This is a genomic window from Oscillibacter sp. PC13 (genome assembly GCF_900115635.1).
GTDB lineage: Bacteria > Bacillota > Clostridia > Oscillospirales > Oscillospiraceae > Oscillibacter.
The window spans coordinates 143,394-158,642 of record NZ_FOXE01000006.1; the positions used below are offsets into that span (position 1 = coordinate 143,394).

Sequence of the window (15,249 nt, forward strand, 5' to 3'; positions counted from 1 at the left end):
GTCTCAGTATTAGTCTTCGCGCAGCTTTTCGAAGTTCTTGTTCTTGCGCAGGGCAAGAACCAAAGAGAGTACGGCCAAAATCAAAAATACCAGACTGATCGGCTTCGTGAGAAAAATGGACCAGTCGCCCTTTGAGAGCATCAGTGCTTTCCGCAAAAATTTCTCAGCCGTGGGGCCCAGGACAAAGGCGAGTACCATCGGAGTCGTGGGATAGCCGTTCTTCATGGCAAAGAAAGAGATAATTCCAAAGAAAAGCATGACGCGGACATCGAACATGGTATTGCGAAGCGCGAAGGTTCCTGTCAGGCACAGAACGGTTAAAATGGGAACCATCAAGCGCATGGGGATTTTCGTGACATTGGAAAAGGGCTTAATCAGCAGTTTGCCCTGCAGCAGCATGAAAATGTTGACCAGGAACGCGCTGAGAATCATAGCATAGACCAGGTTGCCATGGGTGGAGAAGAGCATGGGACCGGGAGTCAGGTTCTGCATCATGAGCGCGCCCAGCATGACGGCAGTCACGGTATCGCCGGGGATGCCCAGAGTCAGCAGGGGAATGAGGGCGGCGCCTGTCACGCCGTTGTTGGCAGATTCCGAGGCGGCGATTCCCTCTAGGCTCCCCTTTCCGAATTCCTCGGGGTGCTTGGAGCGCCGTTTGGCCGTGTCATAACTGAGAAAAGACGCGATGACGGATCCAGTGCCGGGGATGGCGCCGATGACAACGCCGATCAAACTCCCGATTCCGATAGTGGGCAGGCACTGACGCAATTCATGCCGGTTGCAGGCTCCGCTGATTTTATCGGTCACCATGTCATCCTTTTCGTCGATCCGCAGAACCTTGAAGAGAATTTCGCCGATGGCGAACAGACCGATCAGCGCAGTGACCAGGTCGATGCCGCCGGTAAATCCGCGAATGCCAAATGTCATGCGCTCAATACCGCCAACGGGATCCAAACCAATCGAAGCCAGAAGGAGACCCAGACCGGCCATGGAGAGGCCTTTTACAAGGTCCTTGCTGCACATGGAGACGATAATCGTCAAGCCGAACAGACAGAGGGAGAACATATCCGGGGCGCCGAATTTTAATGCATAGCTGGCAATGGTGGGCGCAAAGAACAGAAGGCAAAGAGCACTGATGATGCCGCCGGCAAAAGAGGCCATCAGCGCCATGTCCAGTGCCTTGCCGGCCTTTCCCTGGCGGGCAAGCGGATTGCCGTCCCAGGCGGTAGCGGCGGATGCTGGCGTGCCCGGGGTGTTGAGCAGGATTGCCGTGATACTGCCGCCATAGATACCGCCGAAGTAGACGCCCAGCAAAAGAACGATGCTGGGGACCGGATCCAGCGCGAAGGTGAGAGGGAGCATCAGCACCACGCCCATAGTAGCCGTCAGGCCGGGCAAAGCGCCGATAATAATACCGAAGAAAAGGCCCAGGTTGGCATAAACCAGGTTCGCCAGTGTGAATACGTTTGGCAGTGCATTTGTAATATTATCAAGCATCGTCATACTCCTCCCTTAAAAGATGGATGGCAGGGGAACGTACAAAAAGCGGGAGAAGCCAAAGTATACCGCGATTACCAAGGCAAACGAAATCAGATAGAAATACCAGCGCTTTTCCCGGAAGAGAAGCAGCATCACGGCACAGAGCAAACAGTACGTTATGATGTAACCGAGATAGTCGACAACAAAGGTTGCCGCAAAGGCCAGAGCCATTACGACCACAAGAGTCCAATATTTTTTAAAAACATTTTTGAAAAATTCGGGGAGTGGGGTCTTGGCAGTCTGAGTCGGGGCCTGCACTTCCTGGCTGAGCTTGCGGTTGGAAACCAGCTTATTGATCAGCTGCAGGAGATTGGGCAGGAGTATCAGGCAGCAGGCCATTTGTGGAACGAAGCGAGGGCCAAGCAGGTCGGTTGTGGCGGAATTGTCAATCAGGGACGGAATCAGCAGCAGCATGACCACGGCAATGCATATCATGAGAATATTGGCTGTAATTGGCTGTTTTTTCGTGTTATTCTCCATAGTCATTCCTCATTGTAAAAGTTTCGACGGAAAGATTTCAAGAGGAGCCGCATGTACATGCGGCCCTCTTGTCATCTGTATTAATGATTCAAAAGCTTGTCCGGATTAGCCGAACATGGTTTGGAACAGCTCGCTCTGCGCCACGACGGCATCATGGAACTCCTGACCGGAAGTCCCCAGGGTCTGGTGGCGGGAACCCTCACGATAAGTGGAATAATTGGAGCCCTCCTCCAGGATCTTCAGAATCGTCTCTTCCAGATAGTCTCTGATTTCGGGATCGATGCCGGTGGGAGCGATGTAGCCCTCCAGGACGGCCAGGGTGAAGTCAACGCCCTGCTCTTTGCAGGTGGCCAGGTCGGGGAAGTTCTCGGAGCGCTCTTCCTCGGCGATGCAGATGCAGGTGAAATCGCCGGACTCGACATAGGGCTGTGCCTCATGGGGATGGAAGAAGCCGCAGTTGATCTCGCCGGACAGCAGCGCGGGGATCACCTCGCCAGCGCCGGAATAGTTCACGATATTATAGTTCGTCAGGCCCTTTTCGGCCAGCATGGGGAACAGCGCTTCGGCGCCAAAGGCGGGGATGGAGCCGGCAGCTCCGCTTGTGCCAACGGTGACCTCGATGTTGTTGGCTTTCACATAATCAATCCACTCGACGATGTTCGTAACACCCCAAGCGGCAGGGACTGCCAGGGACATCGGCTTCTTGCCGACGCCGCAGATGAAATCAAAGTCATCGATGGTGTACTCGACCTCTCTCAGCAGGGGCTGGGCAGAGAAAACGCCGGAGGTGGAGTAAAGCAGGTTATAGCCGTCGTTTTCATAGTCCACAGCCTCGGCAAAGCCGATGGTGCCGCCGGCGCCGTCTCGGTTGGTTACGTTCATGTTCTGACCTGCGTAGGTGGGGAAGTCCGCCGCGATAGCGCGGGTCAGCAGGTCGCTGCCGCCGCCGGCGGGCCAAGCGACCATCATGGTCACGGGCTTGGTGGGATAGTCGAAGGTGTCGGCTTCCTCGGCGGGCTTGGGATCCTCGGCGGGTTTTTCGGTCGAAGCGTTTCCTCCGCAGGCGACCAGGGAGAACATCATGCAGAGGGTGAGGGCGATTGCAAAAAGTCTCTTCATTTCTTCTTCATCCTTCCGTAAATTTTGGTTTTTATATCACGGGAAATACCCGTCATATACCATTTGCTATAGGGAAAACGAATGCGATATGGCAGCTATGCGGATCGGGGAGCCGTCCGCTGGCCCTGTCATGGAGCTACAATATTTTTACAGGGCTTGCCGGTGGAAACCGCCAGAATATTATCAATATTCATGCGGCCCATGTTGTGGGTTGCACCCTTGGAGTGACCACCCAGATGGGGTAGAAACACCACGTTCTCCAACTCGAAGAGAGGGCTCTGGCGGAGCGGCTCCTCGTTGAAGACATCGAGGCCCGCACCGGCAATTTGATTGGCCTTCAGTGCATGATACAGCGCATCCTCATCCACCAAGCCTCCGCGTGCGGTGTTGACCAGATAAGCGGTGGGCTTCATCATGGCAAGTGTCTCTGCGTTGATCATGTGATAGCGTTCTTTGGTCAGTGGTCCTGTGCAAACCACAAAGTCAGCGTTACGGTAAATCTCTTCGGTGCCGGCTTTCTTTGCGCCCAACGCTGCAAAACGATCACCCGGTAAATAAGGATCGTGGGCTAGGATATTCATGCTGAAACCTGCGGCACGCTTGGCAATACGTTGACCGATCGCACCAAAGCCGAGGATGCCAATTGTCTTTTCAAATAGGTCGTCTGCCACCGTATACCCCCAGTTTCCGCTGCGAACTGCCTGATCCATGGGAATAATGTGACGGGCCAGGGCCAGCATCAAGGCTATGGTGCAGTCCGCCACGGAATCGGAGTTGGCTTCGCGGGTGACCGTAACGACGATACCTCTGGCTGCGGCGGCGGAAATATCCACATTGTCGTAACCGATACCGTTCCGGGCAATAATTTTCATACTTGGAGGAGCTGTTTGAATGAAATCAGCGTCCCACTGTTCGACACCGGCAATAACGGCATCCACATCACTCCACAAAGAGGCGATCTCCTCGTGGGACATTGTCCTTCGATAGGGGTTCAGAACAACTTCATCAAAGCTTTGATAGGCATACTCCATGACATCTTTCATTTGCTCAGAGCAATACATGGGCGCAGTAATCAGTACTTTCATTTAGCATCCTCCTCATCAGACTGCCTAAGTGAATTTGTGTAATTCTTTTGCTTTTGTTACCAGTTTACATTTGTAAAAGCAATTATTCAATCAACAATATGGAAAACGATACCCGTTAATAATTGATTTTCATTTTTTATAAAAATTTCAGAATGTCGTGCATATATATATAAATTTTAAACATTATAGATGAATTCTAATTATTGATTTATGGAAAACGATTTTATTTTAGGCGAAATATACATAAACTTTTGGGGGTTGTCTACGGCAATTTCAAGTCTCTTGATTTACAGCGGCAGAATTGTTATAATATTTTTATAATTTCCATTAAAATTGCGGGATTACGTGAGGAATTGAGATGGCATCAACTTTAAAAGATGTTGCACGACTGGCTGGGGTATCCCTAACCACAGCATCGCGGGTGATCAATAACGATCACATACACCGCGTAAACCCTAAGACAGCTAAAAAGGTGATTGAAGCTGCAGCTGAGCTGGAGTACGCTCCCAATGAGTTCGCCCGCAATTTGCGGAAGAAGCAGAGCAGTCACGATCCTGTATTCACCATCGGTGTTTTACTGACCTCTGCCAACGATTCCTACGACGACAGTTTCTTTTACGATCTCCTCCTGGGGATCCAAACGGAGGTGGCGAACTCCGGACATATTCTTGGGTTTACACACTCGTTTAGCGACACCTCCCAGACCGCTGTGCAGCAAGCACTTTTGAATAATCCTGTCTCCGGCATGATTCTCTTGGGCCGGATGAGCGCGGATACGCTACATTTTTTGAGAAAGAATGTAAAGCACCTTGTTTACGCCGGTTTGAACTCCTTGAACCAACAATTCGACGAGGTGGTCTGTGACAGCTTCCTCTGCGCGAAGACAGCAGTGAGGCATCTGGCGGCAAATGGGAGGAAGCAGATCTCGTTTGTAGGCACTGCGGCATCCAGCGGTTCCTCCATGTTGTTGAATGAATACCGGTATGACGGGTATCTTGATGCGATGAGAGAGCTGGGACTTCCTGTTTGTAAGAATCTCATCTTAGATACACCGCTGAGCACAGAAATGGCATTTCAGGCGATGGACAGGGCGTTGGAGGAAGGGCTGCAGATGGACGGCTGTTTCTGTGCGAATGACAACTGTGCGATTGGCGTCCTGAAAGCGCTGCATATGCATAAAAAGAAAGTGCCCCAGGATGTTGCTGTTATCAGCATTGATGACATTGATATGGCGGCATACTCCCGCCCTATGTTGAGTACTATCCACATTCCCCGGCAAGAAATTGGAGAATACAGTGTAAGGCTGCTTGCTGATCAAATTCAAAATAACAGAAAGTACCCCATCCGCATGTCCTTGCCGTTTTATGTGGTTGTCCGGGAGAGCTGCGGAGAGAAGGTTTCCAAGAAAAAAACGTTCATTTTATAAAGAGGTGCAGTGACCGCATGGTACATAAGAAAAAGGACCTGCTGAGAGGATATTGGCTCTCTCAAGCAGGCTGGTTTCAATGAATTAGGGAGCAGATATTCATTAATGCAAACACATTCAGCAACTATAAAAGTACGAATGTGTTAATTTGTATGAACTTAGTCTATAATTACTCGCGGCAGGCAATTACAAATTAACAGTAGCAGCCAACCAAGTGGATTGGTACGACATGTTTAATCGCTGAACCAGGTACTCCAGGCATGCTATTGGACTATAACTCCACCTGCATAAACAGCTATCGCTCATCCTCTTAATCTCTTAAACAGAAGCGATAACCTTCAAACAGAAAACCTGCCTATAAGCATTTCTGCAGGCAGACGGAAAAGCGCCATAGAGGACTATTGCAAAATGAGTGGAAACAAATACATAAAAAAGCTCGTGAAATCATTGATTTCACGAGCTTTTATTGTAAGCGAAAACCACCGGCTGTGCCGGTGGTTCCAAAAAGCTTTAGCTATGCGGAAAAAATTATCCTCCTTTGGTAGAATGGTGGAGGTCTGCCAACCGCCACAAGAACCAAAGGAGGAATCAAGTCCAGATGAAACTTGATGTATCGAGTTTAGCACACACGAAGTGGGAATGTAAATATCATATTGTGTTTGCACCCCAATATCGGAGACAGGTGATATACGGGAAAATAAATCAGGATATTGGACAGATGCTAAGAAAATTGTGCGAATACAAAGGGGTAGAAATTATCGAAGCAGAGGCGTGCAAAGATCATATACACATGCTTGTGAGTATCCCGCCGAAGTATAGTGTGTCGCAGATTATGGGGTACTTAAAAGGGAAGAGTAGCCTAATGATCTATGAAAAATATGCGAACATGAAATATAAATATGGGAACCGCCATTTCTGGTGCAGAGGGTATTATGTGAGCACGGTAGGACGAAATCGGCGAGCAATAGAACAATATACCAGGAATCAGCTGCAGGAGGACTATACAGATGACCAAATGAGTATCAAAGAGTACATTGACCCGTTTACGGGTCAGCCAGTAAAAGAAGGTAAGTAAAATAGCCCCTTTAGGGGCATGCCCGGGAAATCTGCGCGATTGGCAGACTGTTCGATGAGCCTATAGGCTCTGCCCGGGACATGCCCCAAGGGGGCTTTGTGCAAACCACCGGCACGGCCGGTGGTTATGATTGGTGGAGACGAAGAGGATCGAACTCTCGACCTTACGGATGCGAAGAGTCCAAGTGGTTTGATTTGTACTGGTTTTTAGCCATTTATAATTGTTTCCGCTAACAAAAAATTCGTCTTTAGACATCTCCTGACCACAATATTCCGCGTGTCCCGGAAGCGTCTGTGGTGGTTGTAGTGGTCATGCAACGAGCCTCGCCGGAATGCCCCGGCGAGGCTCGACTGGTATCTGCGGGTCAATGGTAACTCTGTTCGGCCTGTTCGTCAACTCTTTCTTTGCCAGGACACCGCACGGTGTGGGATGCCTAATCAAAGATTCATCCCGCAGGAGCTTTCGCTTGAAAAAGAACCGCTCAACATTTTGCTGTTTTGACTCAATGAGCATCCCCGCCGCAGTGGTGATCACTGCCACAGCCGTGTTCACCGCAAGTGTGCTCCTCACCGTGATGATGGTCATGGTGGTCGCATTTGGCATCGGGATCACAAGCAAGGTTCCCTGCAACAAAGCTCTCTACCGCCTTGTCTGCATCTCCTGTGACACCGCCATAGAGCGCAATGCCTGCCTGGGCAAGTGCCATCTGTGCGCCACCTCCAATGCCGCCGCAGATCAGCACATCGACATCGAGCTGGGAAAGAAGGCCCGCAAGTGCGCCGTGTCCGCTTCCATTGGTGTCGATTACCTCAGCGGAGAAAATTTTATCACCTTCAACGGCATAAACCTTGAACTGCTCCGTGTGACCGAAGTGCTGAAAAATTTCACCATTGCTGTAAGTTACTGCGATTTTCATCTGATGATCTCCTTCCGATTTGTATTTAGTTTATTTAAGGACTTTCTGAATTGCACAGCGAACAGGATCGCCGTGAAAATGACTGCTATCACATCGGCAATAGGCTCCGCCAGGTAGACACCCATGGTTTTATCTTCAACCAGTTTAGGAACAATGTAGATGAGAGGCAGAAGCAGAACAAACTTACGCACAATGGCAACAATAATGGAGCAGGGTGCGTTTCCGGTGGATACGAAGGTCATCTGGCAGGCGATCTGGATGCTGAACAGGAAAAGGGCGCCACAGTAAATGCGAAGGGCGTTGGCTGTAAAGGCAATCAATTCAGGGTCGGGCGTGAAAATCCCGGCAAAAACCGTCGGGAACAGCATGATCGCGCCCCACATCACACAAGAGTATATGACGCAGACTGTAAGCAGGAGTTTGAAGGTCTTTTTCACCCGGTCTGCATTTCCGGCGCCAAAGTTATAGCTGGAAATGGGCTGTGCGCCCTGACCGATGCCCTGCATGGGCAGCATGGCAAACTGCATCACACTGGTCAGGATCGTCATGGCACCAACGGCTATGTCTCCGCCGTATTTCAGCAGAGAAGCGTTAAAGCATACCGAAATCACGCTTTCGCTGCCCTGCATAATAAACGTGGCAAGGCCCAGCGCAACGCAGGGGAAAACAAGTTTGCCGTCGAGCCTCAAGCTTTCCTTCCGCAGCTTCAGATAGGTTTTCCTGCCGCAAAGGAAGGCAAGCACCCAGACGCAGGAGAACGCCTGCGAAAGGATGGTGGCAAGGGCAGCACCTTTCACGCCCATCTTGAAGCCGAAAATGAAAATGGGGTCGAGAATGATATTGCTGACAGCGCCGATCACCACCGTCATCATACCGGTTTTGGCAAAGCCCTGTGCGGTAATAAAGGCTCCCATTCCAAGGGTCAGCTGTACAAAGACTGTACCCACTGCGTAGATGCTCATGTAATCGGTAGCATAACCGATGGTGTTTTCGCTGGCGCCAAACAACAGCAACAGATCTTCGTTCCAAAGCAGCAGCACCACGGTTAGAGCAGCCGAAATGATAAGCTGGAGTGTAAAGCAGCCGCCGAGGATCTTTTCCGCAGACTCCTGTTCTCCCTTGCCCATGCATATGGATGCTCTCGGCGCACCACCGGAAGCAATCAATGCCGCAAAAGCAGAAACGATCATAATAATGGGCATACAAACGCCCACGCCGGTCAGGGCAAGGCTGCCGTCTCCCGGCATATGGCCGATGTAAATACGGTCTACGATGTTATACAGCATATTGATGAGCTGCGCCACCACGGTAGGGATCGCCAGCTTAAAAAGCAGCTTCCCGATTGGTGCCGTGCCCAGCATTTCTTTGTTATCGTTCATTGACTGCCTCCGTTAGTCTTGCTCTTTTAGAACCTCTCTCACATTTTTTGCCAAATGCTCGTTCATGCGCTTGTACACTGCCCAATCCTCTTCAGAAATCCCGGCGGTAAGCCTCTCATAGAATTTCTGCTGCGCGGCAAGTCCGGCCTCGATGATTGGCCTGGCTTTCTCGGTGACCGCAAGAGAGATTTTGCGTCTGTCTCCGGACACAGTACCCCGCCGCAGAAGACTGGCTCGAACCAGCTTTTCTACATGAACTGAAACCAGATTTTTCTTGATCCCTCTGACCTCGCTGATCTCCTGTGCAGTACAAAACTCCGGATTGTTTTCTAAAAACATCAGAATATCAAAGGACACCTGCGGAATGTCATATTTGAGCAGAACCGGCTCACACATCCGGTTGTAAGCACTCATTGTGTCTTTGGTCATGGCCAGGTAATCGGAAATTCGCATGAGCCACCTCTTATCAAATAGTATTATTTTGGACTATCCCAAATAATACTATTTGCTGTCGCAGAAGTCAATGAACACATTATGAACTTTGTGCAGTGGTTTTAAAATTCGATTCGATGAAGAAAAACAGATGCTATGCCGAACCCAAGATCAAGGACACCGCAGACGGTGCGATGCCTAATCAATGAATAAGGCCCTCTCAATGGCTGTATGGATGAGCAATTAAAATTCGCACACAAGTTTAGTTTGCTTGTGTGCGAATTTTAACAGCAGATGGATGGTGCGGAGGAGACCGCAAGGCAAAACCGGATCTGAAAACAGCACTTGAAATCTGAAAAATAGATTTCAAATAGACAAATTGGCTTCTCTGTGTTAAAATATATCCTGTGTCCGTGTAAACTCCGTGCATGAGGTGTTTGATTATGACTGTTTGTTACAATAAGCTTTGGAAGCTGCTGATCGATAAGAATATGAAGAAGAAGGACCTGCGTCTGGCCACCGGTATGTCCACCACCGCCCTCGCCAAGCTGGGCCGGAACGAGCATATCAACACGGAGATCCTCACCAAGATCTGCGCGGCGCTGGACTGCGACTTCTGCGACATCATCGAGTTGGTGAAGGAGGAGCAGCATGATTGACTTTTCCAAGATAGAGCAGTACCGGGAGAATAACCGAATCGAGGCCAAGAAGGCCCTCGGCGGCCTGCCCAAGAGTATCTGGGAGACCTACTCCGCCTTTGCCAATACCTACGGCGGCATCATCCTGCTGGGCGTGGAGGAACTGGCAGACAAGTCCTTCCGCACGGTGGATCTGCCCGACCCGGAGAAACTCATCAAGGAGTTTTGGAACATCGTCAACAACCCTAACAAGACCAGTGTGAATGTGCTGTCCTCAAAGGATGTGTTCGTTCAGGAGGTGGACGGCGACCACATCGTGGTCATCAATGTTCCCCGTGCGGAGCGTTCCTACAAGCCGGTCTATGTAGACGGCAACCCGCTCTGCACCTACCGCCGCAACGGTGAGGGCGACTACCGCTGCACCAAGGAAGAATATCAGGCCATGGTGCGGGATGCCTCCGTGAAGACCCAGGACATGCTTGTTCTTGAGGAAATGGACATGGATGTGTTCAACAAGGAGAGCGTCCGCAGCTACCGCCAGAGGATGCGCCTCTCCCGCCCCGGCCACGTGTGGGAGGCACTGGAGGACGAGGACTTCCTCCTGAAGCTGGGTGCCGTAGGCATCGGCTCCGATGGGAAGAAGCACCCCACCTCTGCCGGACTTCTCATGTTTGGTAACGAATACGACATCGTGCGGGAATTCAACACCTACTTTCTGGACTATCAGGAGCAATATGATGCCGACACCCGCTGGACCGACCGCATCATCTCCTCCTCCGGCGACTGGAGCGGCAATGTGTATGACTTCTACTTCCGCGCCTATAACAAGCTGATCCAAGATATCAAGGTACCCTTCAAGATGGAAGGCAGCGTCAGAGTGGACGATACCTCCGTCCATCAGGCTCTGCGCGAAGCTTTGGCTAACTGCTTGGTCAACGCCGACTATTACGGCAGACAGGGTCTGGTCATCATCAAGAAGCGGGACGCCATCACCATGGCCAACCCCGGCGGCTTCCGCATCGGGATCGATGCGGCAAAGAGCGGCGGCGTGTCCGACCCTCGCAACGGTGCGATGCTGAAGATGTTCAACCTGATCGATATCGGCGAGCGTGCCGGAAGCGGCATCCCCAACATCTTCCGTGTCTGGCGTGAACAGGGCTGGGTCATGCCTGCGATCACAGAGCAACTTGAACCTGAAAGAACGATACTGACACTCTGCTTTGAAAAAACCGCCGATAAAAAATCGGCGATAAAAATCGGCGATAAAAAATCGGCGATAAGCACAAAGATGAAGGAAAGCATTATCGGCTATCTCACCGACCATGCCGAAGCCAAGGCTTCCTCCATTGCTGAATATATTGGACTGAAACCGTCCCGCACAAGAGATTATCTGAATGAGTTGATTGCAGAAGGAATCGTTGTTGCAGAGGGCGGGAACCGGAATCGGAGCTACAAGCTGAAATCTTAATAGTCCAGAAAAACGGGCAGAAACAATAGTAAAATACTATTCGCAGTATGCTCAACGCTTCCTCGCAGCGTGAAAGGAAAGAAGAAATATGGATAATCAAGTGCATAATCAAATAGTAAGTTTTATATGGGGTATTGCGGATGACTGCCTGCGTGATATTTATGTGCGTGGCAAATACCGTGATGTTATTCTTCCCATGACTGTTATCCGCCGCCTGGATGCTATGCTTGAGGGCACAAAGGCCGCAGTTCTTGATATGAAGAAAAAACTGGATGCAGCCGGAATTGATAACCAGTGGCCCGCACTCTGCAATGCTGCAGGACAGGCTTTCTGTAATGCGTCTCCGTTCCTACTGAAGGACTTGACCAGCCGTGCAAAGAAGCAAACGCTGAAGGCTGACTTTGAAGCCTATCTCGATGGATTTTCTCCCAATGTTCAGGAAATCCTGGAAAAGTTCAAATTCCGCAACCAGATCCAGACGATGATCGATGCAGACATTCTTGGCAGTGTTATTGAGAAGTTTATTTCTTCGGATATCAATCTCAGCCCAAATCCTGTTTATAAGGACGAAGAAAGAACAATTTTGAAGCATCCTGGGCTGGATAATCATGGCATGGGCACGATTTTTGAGGAACTCATCCGTAAGTTCAACGAAGAAAACAACGAGGAAGCCGGTGAACACTGGACACCCCGTGACGTTGTGGAACTGATGGCTGACCTTATCTTTATGCCCGTTGCAGATCAAATCAAAGACGCAACCTATTCCTGCTATGACGGTGCTTGCGGTACCGGCGGTATGCTTACTGTGGCGCAGGAACGATTGCTGACTTTAGCCGCCCGCCGGGGCAAAAAGGTTTCTATCCATCTGTTCGGACAGGAAATCAACCCGGAGACTTATGCTATCTGTAAAGCAGATATGCTTCTGAAGGGCGAGGGCGAACAGGCTGAACATATCAGTTATGGTTCCACCCTCTCTATGGACGGTAACGCTTCCCGACAGTTTGATTTTATGCTGTCCAATCCGCCCTACGGCAAGAGTTGGAAGACCGATGCCGAAAAGATGGGTGGTAAAAAAGAGATTTTGGACAGCCGTTTCAACGCTTACCTTGAAGGTGGCGAACAGCTTACCATGATTCCGAGAGTCAGCGACGGTCAGTTGTTGTTCCTGCTGAACAATGTTGCCAAAATGAAGAAGGACTCTCCTCTTGGTAGCCGCATTGCCGAAGTACATAACGGTTCATCCATTTTTACCGGTGATGCAGGTAGTGGTGAGAGTAATGCCCGACGCTATTTAATCGAGAACGACCTGGTAGAGGCTATTATCGCTGTGCCGGAGAATATGTTCTATAACACTGGCCTTGGTACTTTTATCTGGGTTCTGACTAACAAGAAAGAAGAGCACCGTAAAGGTAAGATCCAGTTGATCGATGCCACCGCAATGAAGTCTGCGCTCCGCAAAAATATGGGCAAGAAAAACTGCGAATTTACCCCGGATATCCGCAAGGAAATCGTGCGTATTTTTCTTACTATGGAAGAAAGCGAAGTCAGCATGATTCTCAATAATGAGGATTTTGCTTATTGGACTGTGACTGTTGAGCGGCCTTTGCGGTTGCGTGTGTGTCCCGATAGAGAAATTCCGACCGCTACTTTTAAGAAAGCAGATGAATACGCATCTGTTGTGGTCGCTATTACCAAGGCGGCTGAAACTGCCCCTCTGGACAGTTGGGATGCTTTTGCAAAAGCTACTAAACTGAAAGCTGCCGCACTGAAGAAGATCCGCCCCTTTATCACCGAAAAAGACCCTGGTACCCAGCCTGTGGATGGAGAGGCCGATGCCGACCTTCGTGATACAGAGAATATTCCCTTCACCTATGAGGGCGGTATTTCAGCATTCATTCGGAATGAGGTTCTGCCTTATGCTCCGGATGCATGGGTTGATGAGAAAAAGACTATGATCGGCTATGAAATCAGTTTTACAAAGTATTTCTATAAGCCTGTTGAACTGCGTAAAATGGGTGATATTCTGGAAAGTCTGACCGCTCTGGAAAAAGAAGCTGACGGTATGCTTTCAGAGGTTGTGGGAGGTATTCTCTGATGCAACGATATTCAGAATATACTGCTGCACCAGCAGCATGGTTAGGCGATTTACCTTCGCATTGGGATGTCAAAAAAATCGGTTCTCTATTTTCCGAAAGAAAAACCAAAGTGTCCGATAAAGATTATCCTCCGCTGTCCGTTGCCAAAGTTGGTGTAGTTCCTCAATTGGCAACTGCGGTGAAGACAGATGCCGGAGACAATAGAAAACTGGTATGTGCCGGTGATTTTGTGATTAACAGCCGTTCTGACAGAAAAGGTTCTTGTGGCGTCTCTGAACTGGATGGCTCCGTTTCTCTTATCAATATTGTCCTTACGCCCAGAGATCAATGGAACGGTAGGTATGTTCACTATTTGATGAGAAGCCAACCTTTTTCAGAGGAATATTATCGCAACGGAAGAGGTATTGTTTCAGATCTGTGGACTACACGCTATAGCGAAATGAAATCTATCCTCCTGCCCATTCCTCCTCGCGACGAGCAAGATCAGATTGTTCGTTTTCTGGACTGGAAGGCGGCAACCATAAATAAGCTGATTAACCTAAAGAAAAAACAGATTTGCATTTATGAAGAGGTTAAAAAGGGTATTATCGCTTCATTGGTAATCCACGGGCTGAATGATAGTATACCGATGAAGGACAGTGGCTCTCAATGGCTTGGCAGTATTCCTGACAGTTGGAAATGTCTACGTGGAAAATACCTATTCAGGGAAATTGACCAACGCTCGTTAACGGGAGAGGAAGAACTGCTAACAGTATCTCATATTACTGGCATCACTCCCCGTAGAGAGAAAAATGTAACGATGTTCAAATCAGAATCATTAATCGGGTATAAAATCTGTAAGCCCGGTCAGATTGCCGCGAACACTATGTGGATGTGGCAAGGTGCAATTGCGGTTTCAAATTATGATGGAGTAATCAGTCCATCGTATAACACCTATGAACAAATCAACAACGATTACATCCCAGAATATTTGGATTTGTTATTGCGCTCAAAACCATTGGTTGACAACTATGTTGTTCTTTCTACTGGTATCAGAAAATCAAGACTTCGGTTATATCCCGAGCAATTTTTGACTATTTTATTTCCTGTTCCACCGCTTGAAGACCAACAAAAGATAGTTGCTTCAGTAAGTGATCGGACTGCCCAAATTCAAGATTTGGTTTCGGTTATTCAGCAAGAAATATCTGAACTGCAAGAATTCAAATCTCGTCTTGTTGCTGATGTTGTTACAGGAAAAATTGATGTCCGTAATATCCAAATCTTGCTAATGTAAAAGTCAAGGGTAAAATAAAAAAGTTTAGGCTCCAACAGCCTAAAAAGGGTGCAAAAACCAAACCCACAGTGGTTGTGGATTTGAAAATAACCTGTATAATGAGATCTAGATTTACTGTTGCTTTAGTGTTTCCATTGCTCTGGCATAGTAGATCCGGAGAAACTTATTAACGCCGGCCATCTTGGCTACGTTATAAGGTTTTCCTTCCTGCTCCTTCTTTAGGACGAATTGAAGGACAGGGTCGTCTTGAGGTCGTGTAAGTTTGAGCGCCTGCATGACCTCAAAACAATACTTTCTGAGAGCCGCATTCCCACGTTTTGATA

Annotated in this window: 13 protein-coding genes and 1 pseudogene; 6 read left to right on the forward strand and 8 right to left on the reverse strand. The window is 49.2% G+C overall.

Translation table 11 applies throughout. The features are described 5' to 3' along the window. Nucleotides 1-9: 9 nt before the first annotated feature. From BMZ81_RS05210 to BMZ81_RS05225, 4 genes are all read right to left on the reverse strand, one after another. On the reverse strand, nt 10-1,497 hold the full coding sequence (locus BMZ81_RS05210; protein ID WP_091129443.1) for a tripartite tricarboxylate transporter permease: 1,488 nt from the start codon (nt 1,495-1,497) through the stop codon (nt 10-12). 15 nt (nt 1,498-1,512) lie between these two features. Continuing rightward, on the reverse strand, nt 1,513-2,019 hold the full coding sequence (locus BMZ81_RS05215; protein WP_177187208.1) for a tripartite tricarboxylate transporter TctB family protein: 507 nt from the start codon (nt 2,017-2,019) through the stop codon (nt 1,513-1,515). Nucleotides 2,020-2,124: 105 nt separating this feature from the next. Continuing rightward, nucleotides 2,125-3,138 carry a tripartite tricarboxylate transporter substrate binding protein gene (locus tag BMZ81_RS05220; protein WP_091129448.1) on the reverse strand — a complete coding sequence of 338 codons (1,014 nt, stop codon included), beginning with the start codon at nt 3,136-3,138 and terminating at the stop codon, nt 2,125-2,127. A 128-nt stretch (nt 3,139-3,266) separates the two neighbouring features. After that, on the reverse strand, nt 3,267-4,223 hold the full coding sequence (locus BMZ81_RS05225) for a phosphoglycerate dehydrogenase (RefSeq protein ID WP_091129451.1): 957 nt from the start codon (nt 4,221-4,223) through the stop codon (nt 3,267-3,269). A 358-nt stretch (nt 4,224-4,581) separates the two neighbouring features. Between BMZ81_RS05225 and BMZ81_RS05230 the strand changes: the two genes are divergently transcribed. Together BMZ81_RS05230 and tnpA are read left to right on the forward strand one after the other, a co-directional pair. Continuing rightward, nucleotides 4,582-5,649, forward strand: a complete 1,068-nt coding sequence (locus BMZ81_RS05230; protein ID WP_091129452.1) for a LacI family DNA-binding transcriptional regulator — start codon at nt 4,582-4,584, stop codon at nt 5,647-5,649. Between the two features lie 598 nt (nt 5,650-6,247). Beyond that, nucleotides 6,248-6,724 carry an IS200/IS605 family transposase gene (tnpA, locus tag BMZ81_RS05235; protein WP_091129455.1) on the forward strand — a complete coding sequence of 159 codons (477 nt, stop codon included), beginning with the start codon at nt 6,248-6,250 and terminating at the stop codon, nt 6,722-6,724. A 502-nt stretch (nt 6,725-7,226) separates the two neighbouring features. Here tnpA and BMZ81_RS05240 read toward each other — a convergent pair. Genes BMZ81_RS05240 through BMZ81_RS05250 form a run of 3 tightly spaced genes read right to left on the reverse strand, consistent with a single transcriptional unit; the run spans nt 7,227 to nt 9,472 of the window. Further along, a complete protein-coding gene (locus BMZ81_RS05240) occupies nt 7,227-7,640 on the reverse strand; it encodes a NifB/NifX family molybdenum-iron cluster-binding protein (RefSeq protein ID WP_091129456.1) in 414 nt (137 codons plus the stop codon). After that, nucleotides 7,637-9,019 carry an MATE family efflux transporter gene (locus tag BMZ81_RS05245; RefSeq protein WP_091129459.1) on the reverse strand — a complete coding sequence of 461 codons (1,383 nt, stop codon included), beginning with the start codon at nt 9,017-9,019 and terminating at the stop codon, nt 7,637-7,639. The genes BMZ81_RS05240 and BMZ81_RS05245 overlap by 4 nt, the downstream gene beginning before the upstream one ends. Before the next feature lie 12 nt (nt 9,020-9,031). Then, nucleotides 9,032-9,472 (reverse strand): MarR family winged helix-turn-helix transcriptional regulator, encoded by a 441-nt coding sequence (locus BMZ81_RS05250; protein ID WP_091129460.1) that lies wholly within the window; start codon nt 9,470-9,472, stop codon nt 9,032-9,034. 422 nt (nt 9,473-9,894) lie between these two features. Between BMZ81_RS05250 and BMZ81_RS05255 the strand changes: the two genes are divergently transcribed. The 4 genes from BMZ81_RS05255 (at nt 9,895) to BMZ81_RS05270 (ending at nt 14,926) form a co-directional block, all read left to right on the forward strand. Further along, nucleotides 9,895-10,110 carry a helix-turn-helix domain-containing protein gene (locus BMZ81_RS05255; RefSeq protein WP_091129463.1) on the forward strand — a complete coding sequence of 72 codons (216 nt, stop codon included), beginning with the start codon at nt 9,895-9,897 and terminating at the stop codon, nt 10,108-10,110. Further along, nucleotides 10,103-11,557: an ATP-binding protein gene (locus BMZ81_RS05260; RefSeq protein WP_091129465.1), complete on the forward strand. Its 1,455-nt coding sequence runs from the start codon at nt 10,103-10,105 to the stop codon at nt 11,555-11,557. The genes BMZ81_RS05255 and BMZ81_RS05260 overlap by 8 nt, the downstream gene beginning before the upstream one ends. 88 nt (nt 11,558-11,645) lie before the next feature. After that, nucleotides 11,646-13,652 (forward strand): type I restriction-modification system subunit M, encoded by a 2,007-nt coding sequence (locus BMZ81_RS05265; RefSeq protein WP_091129467.1) that lies wholly within the window; start codon nt 11,646-11,648, stop codon nt 13,650-13,652. Next, entirely contained in the window at nt 13,652-14,926 is a 1,275-nt protein-coding gene (locus BMZ81_RS05270; protein WP_091129469.1) for a restriction endonuclease subunit S, read from the forward strand. The genes BMZ81_RS05265 and BMZ81_RS05270 overlap by 1 nt, the downstream gene beginning before the upstream one ends. Nucleotides 14,927-15,037: 111 nt before the next feature. On the opposite strand, the pseudogene BMZ81_RS14170 reads toward BMZ81_RS05270, so the two are convergent. Next, nucleotides 15,038-15,249, reverse strand: a pseudogene (locus BMZ81_RS14170) (IS110 family transposase); the annotation flags it as partial.

Bases quoted from the DNA above. Each gene is read 5' to 3' on its own strand.
- BMZ81_RS05210 (WP_091129443.1), bottom strand. From the start codon at position 1,497: ATGCTTGATAATATTACAAATGCACTGCCAAACGTATTCACACTGGCG.
- BMZ81_RS05215 (WP_177187208.1), bottom strand. From the start codon at position 2,019: ATGGAGAATAACACGAAAAAACAGCCAATTACAGCCAATATTCTCATG.
- BMZ81_RS05220 (WP_091129448.1), bottom strand. From the start codon at position 3,138: ATGAAGAGACTTTTTGCAATCGCCCTCACCCTCTGCATGATGTTCTCC.
- BMZ81_RS05225 (WP_091129451.1), bottom strand. From the start codon at position 4,223: ATGAAAGTACTGATTACTGCGCCCATGTATTGCTCTGAGCAAATGAAA.
- BMZ81_RS05230 (WP_091129452.1), top strand. From the start codon at position 4,582: ATGGCATCAACTTTAAAAGATGTTGCACGACTGGCTGGGGTATCCCTA.
- tnpA (WP_091129455.1), top strand. From the start codon at position 6,248: ATGAAACTTGATGTATCGAGTTTAGCACACACGAAGTGGGAATGTAAA.
- BMZ81_RS05240 (WP_091129456.1), bottom strand. From the start codon at position 7,640: ATGAAAATCGCAGTAACTTACAGCAATGGTGAAATTTTTCAGCACTTC.
- BMZ81_RS05245 (WP_091129459.1), bottom strand. From the start codon at position 9,019: ATGAACGATAACAAAGAAATGCTGGGCACGGCACCAATCGGGAAGCTG.
- BMZ81_RS05250 (WP_091129460.1), bottom strand. From the start codon at position 9,472: ATGCGAATTTCCGATTACCTGGCCATGACCAAAGACACAATGAGTGCT.
- BMZ81_RS05255 (WP_091129463.1), top strand. From the start codon at position 9,895: ATGACTGTTTGTTACAATAAGCTTTGGAAGCTGCTGATCGATAAGAAT.
- BMZ81_RS05260 (WP_091129465.1), top strand. From the start codon at position 10,103: ATGATTGACTTTTCCAAGATAGAGCAGTACCGGGAGAATAACCGAATC.
- BMZ81_RS05265 (WP_091129467.1), top strand. From the start codon at position 11,646: ATGGATAATCAAGTGCATAATCAAATAGTAAGTTTTATATGGGGTATT.
- BMZ81_RS05270 (WP_091129469.1), top strand. From the start codon at position 13,652: ATGCAACGATATTCAGAATATACTGCTGCACCAGCAGCATGGTTAGGC.